The organism is Streptomyces nanshensis (assembly GCF_001751255.1).
GTDB classification, from domain to species: domain Bacteria; phylum Actinomycetota; class Actinomycetes; order Streptomycetales; family Streptomycetaceae; genus Streptomyces; species Streptomyces nanshensis_A.
Map to the genome: position 1 here is coordinate 1 of NZ_LJGW01000393.1, position 10,283 is coordinate 10,283.

The 10,283-nt window shown below is 71.8% G+C and carries 9 protein-coding genes; 3 read left to right on the top strand and 6 right to left on the bottom strand.

The features are described 5' to 3' along the window. Positions 1-66 precede the first annotated feature (66 nt). The 5 genes from AN218_RS24440 to AN218_RS24460 all read right to left on the bottom strand — a co-directional run bounded on the left by AN218_RS24440 (position 67) and on the right by AN218_RS24460 (position 6,016). Positions 67-2,064: an FAD-dependent monooxygenase gene (locus AN218_RS24440; RefSeq protein WP_070019095.1), complete on the bottom strand. Its 1,998-nt coding sequence runs from the start codon at positions 2,062-2,064 to the stop codon at positions 67-69. Between the two features lie 284 nt (positions 2,065-2,348). Continuing rightward, the gene (locus AN218_RS24445) at positions 2,349-3,215 is read right to left on the bottom strand and encodes an amino acid ABC transporter permease (RefSeq protein WP_070019096.1); all 867 of its coding nucleotides are present in this window, start codon (positions 3,213-3,215) and stop codon (positions 2,349-2,351) included. Then, entirely contained in the window at positions 3,212-3,859 is a 648-nt protein-coding gene (locus tag AN218_RS24450; protein ID WP_070019097.1) for an amino acid ABC transporter permease, read from the bottom strand. The genes AN218_RS24445 and AN218_RS24450 overlap by 4 nt, the downstream gene beginning before the upstream one ends. Before the next feature lie 93 nt (positions 3,860-3,952). Continuing rightward, on the bottom strand, positions 3,953-4,873 hold the full coding sequence (locus tag AN218_RS24455; protein WP_070019101.1) for a glutamate ABC transporter substrate-binding protein: 921 nt from the start codon (positions 4,871-4,873) through the stop codon (positions 3,953-3,955). Positions 4,874-5,239: 366 nt separating this feature from the next. Next, the gene (locus AN218_RS24460) at positions 5,240-6,016 is read right to left on the bottom strand and encodes an amino acid ABC transporter ATP-binding protein (RefSeq protein WP_070019098.1); all 777 of its coding nucleotides are present in this window, start codon (positions 6,014-6,016) and stop codon (positions 5,240-5,242) included. 277 nt (positions 6,017-6,293) lie between these two features. On the opposite strand from AN218_RS24460, the gene AN218_RS24465 reads away from it, so the two are divergent. The 3 genes from AN218_RS24465 to AN218_RS24475 all read left to right on the top strand — a co-directional run bounded on the left by AN218_RS24465 (position 6,294) and on the right by AN218_RS24475 (position 9,006). Further along, positions 6,294-7,013, top strand: coding sequence for a response regulator transcription factor (locus AN218_RS24465; RefSeq protein ID WP_070019099.1), 720 nt, complete (start codon positions 6,294-6,296; stop codon positions 7,011-7,013). Positions 7,014-7,041: 28 nt separating this feature from the next. Then, complete coding sequence (locus AN218_RS24470) at positions 7,042-8,502, top strand: sensor histidine kinase (RefSeq protein ID WP_079132539.1); 1,461 nt, start codon at positions 7,042-7,044, stop codon at positions 8,500-8,502. Between the two features lie 228 nt (positions 8,503-8,730). After that, positions 8,731-9,006, top strand: a complete 276-nt coding sequence (locus AN218_RS24475) for a hypothetical protein (RefSeq protein ID WP_070019100.1) — start codon at positions 8,731-8,733, stop codon at positions 9,004-9,006. A gap of 135 nt (positions 9,007-9,141) precedes the next feature. Here the strand turns inward: AN218_RS24475 and AN218_RS24480 are convergent. Continuing rightward, positions 9,142-10,283 (bottom strand): glycoside hydrolase family 38 C-terminal domain-containing protein (locus tag AN218_RS24480; protein WP_244900664.1); only part of this gene is annotated, 1,142 nt, incomplete at its 5' end.

Sequence of the window (10,283 nt, forward strand, 5' to 3'; positions counted from 1 at the left end):
CCCCCCCGGCGCGCTCGCCCCCGGGTGACCCGGCGCGCTTGCCCCCAGGGTGACCCGCCCCTACCCCTACCCCTCGCCCCGTGTCGCCGGGAGGTTCTGGGGGAGGGTGCCGCCGCGGATCGCGTGGGCGCAGGCGTGGAGGTGTGCGCTGCGAGGCCCGGGGAGGGCCGCCACGAGGTGGCCGTCCGGGCGTATCACCAGCACCGTGTGGGGGGCCGCGCCGGGGTAGTTCTCCGTCACCAGCAGCGTGGCGTTCAGGGGCAACGAGTCCACCGCCGCGGCCAGTTCGGGCATCATTCCCGCCGAGAGCCAGTGGCGGCTGTCCCACACGGCGGTGCCCGGTGCGACGAGCAGCACCAGCAACTCGGCGCCGGAGGCGCACAGTTGGCCGCGCAGCCGTCCGCGTTCGCCGTCCAGGGCGATCACCGGGACGTCCTCGACGGGCGCTCCCGGCGGTGTGTCCACGGGGATCGTCTCCACCGCGTCCCGCGCGGGCGTCAGCGGGGTGCGGCGGTATGCGGCGGGTGCGCCCAGTAGTCCGCGTCCCAAGTGCCCGTCCGTCAGCAGTTCCAGGGGTGTACGGGCACCGCCGCCCGGCAGGAGCGAGCGCAGCCCGCCGCCGTCGCGGCGTACGAGCGGCAGCGCCTGGTCGACGGCGCGCAGCCGGGCGCCGACGGCGCCGCGGCGTTCCGACTCGTAGCTGTCCAGCAGGACGTCGAGCGCGTCCCGGTCCACGCGCGGGCCGCGTACGCCGTTCGCCTCGTGCCAGGCGAGGGCCAGTTTCCAGGCGAGGTTGGCCGCGTCGCGCAGCCCCTCGTCGACGGACTGGACGCCCAGGGCGCCGACCAGATGGGCCGCGTCGCCCGCGAGGAAGGTGCGTTCCACGCGCCAGCGGCGTGCGAGTCGTTGATGCGCCGTGTACACGCCCGTGTCGAGGAGTTCGTAGGCGCCGCCGTCCACTCCGCCGTCCACGCCGCCGCCTCCGGCGCCCGCCGCCGTGCCCCCGCCCTGGGAGCCCTCGTCACCCTCGTACCAGTGCCCGAGGGTGGCGTGGATGCGCTCCAACAGCGCCTCGGGCGTGACGAGTTCGCCGCGGGGCGGGAGCAGCCAGTCGAGCCGCCACATGCCGTCGGGCAGCGGCCGTGCGGTCACCTCGGTCTGTACTCCGCCGACGCCGCCCTTGCGGCCCGCGCCGCTTCCGGCGCCCAACTCGCGGTGCAGCAGCGCCTGTTCGTCCCAGGGCAGCTCGGCGCGGAGCGCCGCCACGGCGTGCCGTTCGACGGCCGTACGGCCCGCGAAGCGCACGCCGAGCAGTTTCCGTACGGTCGAGCGCGCCCCGTCGCAGCCCACCAGATAGCTCCCGCGCCACCATGTGCCGCCCCTGCCACCGGTGTTGCGGGCGCCCGTCCGCCCGCGCTCACCGGCGACCGCCGGCACGGCGCGCGCAGCGTCCGCCCCCGAGCTGGACATCCCCGAGCCGTGGGCCCCCGAGCCGGACGTCCCCGCGTCGTACGCTCCGGTTCCGTACGTCCCGTACCCGTGCCCCCCGTCCGTCCCCGTCCCGTTCGCAGCGGTCCCGTCGCCGCTGTCGTCCTCGCCGGCGGCAGTCCCGACGGTCCCGCCGGGACCGGCGGAGCCGCGCGGCCGGGTGTGTGCGGTGACCCCGGTGGCGTCCTGCTCGATGATGTCGACGTGGCCGCGGGTGACGACGTGCGCCAGCCGTTCCCGCGCGAGCGCGTCGCGCAACCCCCGTTCCAGCGCGTGCTGTTCGACGTGCTGCGGTGTGGTCTCGTCGGTCAGCTCGACCTCGTGGACGAGCTGCCGGCGGCGCCGGGTGCTCCACCGCGTCCAGCCCGCGGCGGGCACGGAGGCGTGCGGCGCGGTGAGCGCGCCGACCCAGGAGGCGGTGTCGGGGCGCAGTACGCAGCTTCGGGCGGCGCGTACGGTCACGTCGCCGTCGGTGTTGTCCAGGACGAGCGAGGGCACCCCGAACCTCGCGAGTGCCAGCGACAGCGCCAGCCCGGTCGGCCCCGCGCCGACGATCACGATCTCGGACTCGCTCACGCGCACGTCCCCGCGCGGTGCCGCAGCGCGCGGCCGTCCCCCGTCCCCGTACCGCCGTGGCCGGACAGAACGCCGCGTGAAGCGGCGGGCACGGCGGCGGAAGCAGAAGCGGAGGGGAGCGGAGCACGGTGCGCGATCACGAACCGTATGCAACCCAGTGCCAGGTCACCCGTCAAGCCGGGCCGGAACGCCGACGGCGGCGGCCCGGACACTTCGTGACATGTCCAGTCCGCCGCCGCGGTGGTCGCTGTGGGGAAGCCCATCGGGCCGGTTCCGCCGGCGTCCTACGTCGCCGGCCCCCCGCCCATGTCGGGCGTCGCCTGCTGCGCCTCGGCCACCTGGATACCGGTCTTGGCGCGCCGGCCGCGCCGCTCGATCCAGTTGGCCAGCGCCGAGAGTGCGAGGCACATCGCGACGTAGATGGCGCCGAAGACCAGGACGACGGGAACGTAGGGGTTCTCGCCGTCGACGAGGATCGTGCTGGCCATCTGCCGCCCCGCGTAGAGGAGTTCCTCGTAGGTGATGACGAAGCCCAGCGAGGTGTCCTTGAGCGTGACGACGAGCTGGCTGACGATCGTCGGCAGCATCGAGCGCACGGCCTGCGGGATGAGGACCGTCGTCATCACCTGGGTCTTGCTCATGCCCAGCGCGTACGCGGCCTCGCTCTGCCCCTTGGGTACGGCGGCGATGCCCGCGCGCAGCACCTCGGCCTGCACGGCGCCGTTGTAGAGCGTCAGACCGATGACGACCGCCCACAGCGGCTCGCTGGTGAAGAAGCCGACCCACAGCACGTAGATGGTGATCAACAGCGGTACGGCGCGGAAGAGTTCGATCACGCCGGTCGCGGCCCAGCTCACGGGCCTGTGGTCGGACAGCCGCGCCACCGCCAGCAGCACGGCGAGCAGCAGCGACAGCACGCCCGCCATGACGAACGCCTCAAGGGTGCTGACGATGCCCTTGACGATGGAGTTGCGCACGCCGGCGTAGTTGAAGATGTCCCACATCGCGCCGTCGAGCTGGCCCTTGATCGCCAGCCGGTAGACGACGAAGGCCACGATCCCGGCCAGGGCGACGGAGCCGACGACGGCGTAAGCACGGTTGCGGGCGCGGGCCTTGGGACCCGGCGCGTCGAAGAGGACGGACGAACTCATCGGGCGACCCCCATCCTGCGCTCCAGCAGCCGGAAGAGGCCGCTGATGAGGAAGACGAGTACGAGGTAGGCGAGGGCCACCCACACGAAGATGACCATGACGTTGTAGCCCTTGTCGCTCAATACCTTCTGGACGCTGAAGAGTTCGGGGTTGTTGAAGGCCCCGGCGATCGCGGAGTTCTTCGTGAGCGCGATCATGATGCTGCTCAGCGGGGGCAGCACCGTCCGCGTGGCCTGCGGCAGCACGACCATGCGGAGGGTCTGGACGAAGGTCATCCCGAGGCTGCGGGCGGCCTCCGCCTGCCCCAGCGGCACCGTGCTGATGCCGGAGCGCACCGCTTCACACACGAACGAGGAGGTGTAGAAGCCGAGCGCGAGCACGCCCAGGATGTAGGAGCTGATTCCGGGGAAGACGACCTGCGGCAGCACGAAGAACGCGACGAGGAAGAGCAGCGTCAGCGGGGTGTTGCGCAGCAGCGTCACCCACGCCGTGCCGAACGCGCGCAGCGGCGGCACCGGCGAGACCCGGAAGCCGGCTATGAGCACGCCGAGCACGAGTGAGAGCGCGGCACTGGCCGCGGTGAGCGAGACCGTTCCGATGAATCCGTCGCGGAACAGGTCCAGGTGGTCGAGCAGAACATTCATAGGGTCTCCGCAGGGCGGTCAGGGAATGCCGCGTCCCGTACGCCCGCCCGGTGCGACGGGCGTACGGGACGTGGGGCGGTGCCGTACGGGCGGTCAGTCGCGCTCGAGGGCCGGCGGCTCCTCGAACTTCGAGCCGGAGCGGCCCAGCGTGGCGTCGTAGGCCTTCTTGTAGCTGCCGTCCTTCTGGTGGGCCTCGACGGCGTCGAGCACCGCGTTCTGCAGCTCCTTGTCGCCCTTCTTCAGGCCGATGCCGTACGGCTCCTCGCTGAAGGTCTCACCGACGACCTTGAGCTTGGTGGGACGTTCGGCCGCGTAGCCCTTGAGGATGGCGTCGTCGGTGGTCATGGCGTCGACCTGGCCGTCGAGGAGCTGCTTGACGCAGTCGGTGTACTTGCCGAACTCGACCGGCTCCGCACCGTACTTGGACTTGTTGTCCTTGATGTTCTGCAGCGGGGTCGAGCCGGTGATGGAACAGACCTTCTTGCCCTTGATGCTGTCCGGGCCCTTGATCGACTTCTCGTCCTTGCGTACGAGGAGGTCCTGGCCGGCCATGTAGTACGGGCCCGCGAAGGCGACCTGCTTCTTGCGCTCGTCGTTGATCGTGTAGGTGCCGACCATCAGGTCGACCTGGCCCTTGGAGATCGCCGTCTCGCGCACGGAGGAGTCGATCGTCTTGAACTGGATGTCCTTCTCGCCGAAGCCCAGGTCGGCGGCGACCATCTTGGCGACCTCGATGTCGAAGCCCTCGTACTTCTTGGACGAGGGGTCCTGGAAGCCGAGGTAGGGCTGGTCGGACTTGGCGCCGACGATCAGCTTGCCGCGCTTCTGGGCCTTCTTCAGCACGGGGGAGTCGGCCTTGACGTCCTCGGCGACCTTGTACTTCGGCAGCGCCTTGGTGTCCGTGTCGCCGCCGGCCTTGTCACCGGCGGAGCCCTCCTTGCCTCCGCAGGCGGTGGCGGACAGGGCGAGAGTGAGGACCACGGCCGCCGAGGCGGCGGTCTTGCGGAACTTCATGATGGGCATCCCTTGCTCGGTGTTCTGCTGGTCGGCGCTCGTGCGTCGCCGGTCGTACGGATCGCCGGCCGTGCGGGCGGCTGCCGCGGCGCCCGGCCTCCCGGCTGCCGGTGGGGTGGCAGCCGGACGGCCGGCGGACCGGGGCGGCGGTGCCGGCGGTCGTCGTCGTGCGGTACGGAAGGACCGGTGCGGGACGGACGGGCCGCCGGCCGCTGAACTCGTCAGTGCTCGTAACTGGTGGTGAACGCTCGGTACTTCTGGGTTGCTTCCCGGTTCTCTTCCGGTTCTCTTCCGTTGCTCGGATCTGCTGCGGAACTCCCCGGGGCGCACGCGGAACATACGCCACGCGCGCCGCACGCGGCCGCGTCAGTGGTGGAGGATCTTCGCCAGGAAGTCCTTCGCGCGGTCGCTGCGGGGGTTGTTGAAGAACTGGTCCGGCGTCGCCTCCTCGACGATCCGCCCGTCCGCCATGAAGACGACGCGGTTGGCGGCCGAGCGCGCGAAGCCCATTTCGTGTGTGACGACGACCATCGTCATGCCCTCGTCGGCGAGCTGCTTCATCACCTCGAGGACCTCGTTGATCATCTCGGGGTCGAGCGCGGAGGTGGGCTCGTCGAAGAGCATCACCTTCGGGTCCATCGCCAGCGCGCGGGCGATGGCCACCCGCTGCTGCTGGCCGCCCGAGAGCTGCGCCGGGTACTTGTCGGCCTGGTTGCCGACGCCCACGCGGTCCAGCAGGGCCCGCGCCTTCTGCTCCGCGGCCTGCTTGTCCGTGCGCCGGACCTTGGTCTGCCCGAGCATCACGTTCTCCAGCACCGTCTTGTGCGCGAAGAGGTTGAACGCCTGGAAGACCATGCCGACGTCGGCGCGCAGCCGGGCCAGGGGCTTGCCCTCCTGCGGCAGCGGCTTGCCGTCGATGCTGATGCTGCCCGAGTCGACGGTCTCGAGCCGGTTGATGGTGCGGCACAGCGTGGACTTGCCCGACCCGGAGGGCCCGATGACGACGACGACTTCGCCGCGCGCGATGGTCAGGTCGATGTCCTGGAGCACATGCAGCGCACCGAAGTGCTTGTTGACGTTGTCCAGTACGACCAGATCGTCCGCGGCCGGCGCGGCGTCCTTGGTCACCGATACTTCGCTCATCGGCGTGTAGCTCCGTCCTCGTCGGTTGCGAGGACACTAATGAGCGACCGTGGCCAGCGTCATTACATCTGAGGGGAAATTGAGCATAACGATCCCGTCGCGGAAGCCACGGGCCCCCGGTGGCCGCCGCGGAATCCGTAGTCTGTCCTACCGGCTGCACAACGTACGCCGGCGTGCGACAGGGAGCCCCTTGACTCACCTGCGCCGATACGGGTGGATGCGGGTGGTGTGCGCGGGTCGTCCGCGCACCGGCGCCGCATCGCGGAGGGAGGCCCGAGTGAGGTTGCTGCTCGTCGAGGACGACCGCCATGTCGCCGCGGCGCTCTCCGCCGTGCTGGGGCGGCACGGCTTCGAGGTGGTGCACGCCCGCAGCGGCGAGGAGGCCCTCCGCGAGCTGCTGCCCTCGGACGAGGTGGCGCCCTTCGGCGTCGTCCTGCTCGACCTGGGCCTGCCGGACCAGGACGGCTTCGAAGTCTGCGGCCGCATCCGGAAGATCAGCTCCACGCCGGTGATCATGGTGACCGCGCGCGGCGGCGTACGCTCCCGCATCCACGGCCTGAACCTCGGCGCGGACGACTACGTCGTCAAGCCGTACGACACCGGCGAACTGCTCGCCCGCATCCACGCCGTGAGCCGCCGCGCCGCCCCCGAGGAGAGCGCCGAGACGGCACGCGACGAGTCCGCCCCCGCGGACTCCACGCTCCGCGTCGGCGCCGTCACCATCGAACTGCCCACGCGCCAGGTCTGCGTGGACGGCACCGCCGTCTCCCTGACCCGCAAGGAGTTCGACGTGCTCGCCCTGCTCGCCCAGCGTCCCGGCGTCGTCTTCCGCCGTGAGCAGATCATCAGCGAGGTCTGGCGTACGAGTTGGGAGGGTACGGGCCGGACGCTGGAGGTGCATGTGGCGTCGCTGCGCTCGAAACTGCGGCTGCCCGCGCTGATCGAGACCGTACGGGGTGTGGGCTACCGCCTCGTCGAGCCCTCGCAGACGGTCTAGGCGACGGGGCGGGGAGCGGGAGAGGACCATGCACGCACGGCTGCTGTCACTGCTGACCGTTCTGCTCGCCGGTGTGCTGCTCGCCCTCGGCTTCCCGCTCGCGGCGAGCCAGGCCGCCGCGGAGCAGCAGCGCGTCGTCGTGGACCGCATCGACGACACCGCGCGCTTCGCGGCGCTCGCCCAGTACGTCGCCACCTCGCCGGACGAGGAGGAGCGCCGCGCGATACTCCAGGACGAACTGAACCGCTACCACTCGCTGTACGGCATCGAGGTCGGCGTCTTCCTGCGGGACGGCCGTGCCCTGGCGATCGCGCCGCGCGGCTGGTCCGTGCCCGAGGAGGGCCGCGGCGCCGACGCGTTCGCCGAGGCGCTCGCGGGACGCCGCAGCCACGACCCGGCGCAGGTGTGGCCCTGGCAGGAGGGGCGGCTGTCGATCGCCTCGCCCGTCATCCGGGACGGCGACGTCGCGGCCGTCGTCCTCACCGACTCCCCGACGGGGCAGTTGCGTTCGCGCATCCTGCAGGGCTGGCTGCCGATCATCGCGGGGGAGTTCGCCGCGATGCTGATCGCCGTGGGGCTGGCGCTCCATCTGACGGGCTGGGTGCTGCGTCCCGTACGGACGCTGGACCGTGCCGCGCACGAGATCGCCGTCGGCCAGTTCAAGTCCCGCGTCGCCGCCTCCGGGGGGCCGCCCGAACTGCGGCGGCTGGCCCGCTCGTTCAACGAGATGGCCGACAACGTCGAAGGTGTGCTGGAGCAGCAGCGCGCGTTCGTCGCCGACGCCTCGCACCAGTTGCGCAACCCGCTCTCCGCGCTGCTGCTGCGCATCGAGCTGCTCGGGCTCGAACTCCCCGAGGCGGAGGAGGAGTTCAAGTCCGTACAGTCCGAGGGGCGGCGGCTGGCGCGGGTGCTGGACGATCTGCTCGACCTGGCCCTCGCGGAGCACGCCGCCGCCGATCTGCGGCTGACGGACGTCGCGGAGGTCGCCGCCGAGCGCGTGGAGGCGTGGCGTCCGGTGGCCGATATCAAGGGCGTCGTCCTGGAGGCCGCGGGCCGGCAGGCGGTGACGGGCTGGGCCGACCCCGTGGCGCTCTCCAGCGCCCTGGACGCGGTCGTCGACAACGCCATCAAGTTCACGCCCGAGGGCGAGCGCGTCACCGTGAGCGTCTCGCAGCAGAAGGACACCGTTACCGTCGAGACCGCCGACCACGGCCCCGGCCTCACCGAGGAGGAGATGGAGCGCATCGGCGACCGCTTCTGGCGCAGCAACCGCCACCAGAACATCTCCGGCTCCGGCCTCGGCCTCTCCATCACCCGCGCCCTGCTGACCTCCGGCGGCTCGCGGCTCACCTACGAGCACAACGACCCGAAGGGCCTGAAGGTCCTCATCACCATCCCGAGGACGGCGCCCACGGCGGACGACGAGGCAGGCGCCAAGGGCCCGGTGGTCTCCCTGAAGAAGCGCCCACGGGCGGCCGCCGACGCGTGACCGCGCTCCCGCGCGAGGGGGACCGGGGCTTGGGCGGCGCTTCGTCGCTTCGTCGTCGGTAAGTCGCTCGGGGGCGCGGGGCGTTGGGCGCACTCCGCGCGCGCCCGCCCTCACACGGTCCGGCGCCGGGACATCGGCGCCGACCCCGGCAGGCAGCGGCCGGTGATCTCCGGGCGGTGACCGGGCCACCGGGACAGCGCTCCTCAACGGTCGTGCCGACAGCGGCAGTTGAACGCCGCGAAGGACAAGCCGCAGCCGAAGCCCGAGGCGAAGGAGTACGGCGACGGCGACTACGTCGTGGGAGAGGACATCCCGCCGGGTACGTACGAGTCCTCGGGCGCCGCCTCCGACGTCTTCGACCTCTGTTCGATCACGACCGAGCCGAAGGGCGACAAGTTCCCGCAGATGAAGACCGGCAACAAGGGGGAGCGGATCATCATCACCCTCTCCCAGGGCGACGGCACCCTGACGGTGCAGGGCTGCCACCCGCTCAAGAAGCGCTGAACACCGGCTGAAGACCGCCGAGTTCGGCATGACGTGAGTTCAGCACAACGGCCCGCCGGGAACCTCTCCCGGCGGGCCGCCGTGACTGCTGCGCCCGGTCACTCGGCTGTCCGGCCCTCCGGCCGGACCCCGCGCTTACGGCCGTGCGAAGCGCAGCGTGAGGATCTGGAACGGGCGGAGGGTCACCTCCACCGAGCCGTCCGCGGCGAGGGTGTGGGCGCCCGTCGTCTCCGGCTCCGGCAGCGGGCGTTCCAGCAGGTCCGTCTCCGTCACCGACGTCACCGGGGTCCCCGCACGGAGCACCGCGTGCCCGCGTCCGCCGTGCGACTCGTAGAGCCGTACCACCACGTCGCCGCTGCGGTCGTCCGCCAGCTTCACCGCCTCGGCCACCACCTGGTCGCCCTCGACGGCGACCAGCGGGGCCACGGCCTCGCCGCCGCCCCGTACCGTGCGCTCCGGCAGGTTGATCCGGTGGCCCTCGCGCACCGCGTCGCCCACCGTCGCGCCCGGTGCGAGCGCGAAGCGGAGCCGGTGCGTGCCCTGGTCGGTCTCCGGGTCCGGGTAGCGGGGCGCCCGGAGCAGGGAGAGGCGCACGGTGGTGGTCTGCCCGCCGTCCTCGCGGATCGTACGGGTGACGTCATGGCCGTACGTCGAGTCGTTGACGACCGCCGCGCCCCAGCCGGGCTCCTCCACCTGGAGCCAGCGGTGCGCGCAGATCTCGAACTTCGCCGCCTCCCACGAGGTGTTGGTGTGCGTGGGCCGGAAGACGTGCCCGAACTGCGTCTCGGCGGCCGAGCGTTCGGCTTTCACATCGAGCGGGAAGGCCGCCTTGAGGAACATCTCGCTCTCGTGCCAGTCCACTTCGGTGTCGACGTCGAGCACCTTCGCGCCGGCGCGCAGCGTCAGCCGCTGGACGACCGCCGAGTCGCCGAAGGAGCGCGCGACGCGCACGGTGGCGGCCCGCTCGTCCGTCTCCGCCAGCTCCAGCGCGTCCGTACCCGTCAGGTCGGTGACGTTGTGCCGGTAGAAGGCGTCGACGTCCCAGGCGTCCCAGTGGTTCGGCAGATCCGGGTGGATCTGGAGCAGGTTGGCCGCCTCGCCCGGTGCGACGCTCTCCCGGCGCCCCTCCTCGTCGTACGCGGAGACGACCAGTCCGCGCCCGTCCACCTCGATCCGCAGCAGCCCGTTGGCCAGCACCCAGCCGCCGCCGGGCCGCTCCTCCGCCGTGACGGGCGCGTCGCCGGCGCCGAGTTGCCCGGCCGGGGCGGCGCCGCCCG

Excerpts from the sequence above, each read along its gene's own strand:
- AN218_RS24460 (WP_070019098.1), bottom strand. The coding sequence starts at position 6,016 with ATGAGCGAAGTATCGGTGACCAAGGACGCCGCGCCGGCCGCGGACGAT.
- AN218_RS24450 (WP_070019097.1), bottom strand. The coding sequence starts at position 3,859 with ATGAATGTTCTGCTCGACCACCTGGACCTGTTCCGCGACGGATTCATC.
- AN218_RS24445 (WP_070019096.1), bottom strand. The coding sequence starts at position 3,215 with ATGAGTTCGTCCGTCCTCTTCGACGCGCCGGGTCCCAAGGCCCGCGCC.
- AN218_RS24455 (WP_070019101.1), bottom strand. The coding sequence starts at position 4,873 with ATGAAGTTCCGCAAGACCGCCGCCTCGGCGGCCGTGGTCCTCACTCTC.
- AN218_RS24470 (WP_079132539.1), top strand. The coding sequence starts at position 7,042 with ATGCACGCACGGCTGCTGTCACTGCTGACCGTTCTGCTCGCCGGTGTG.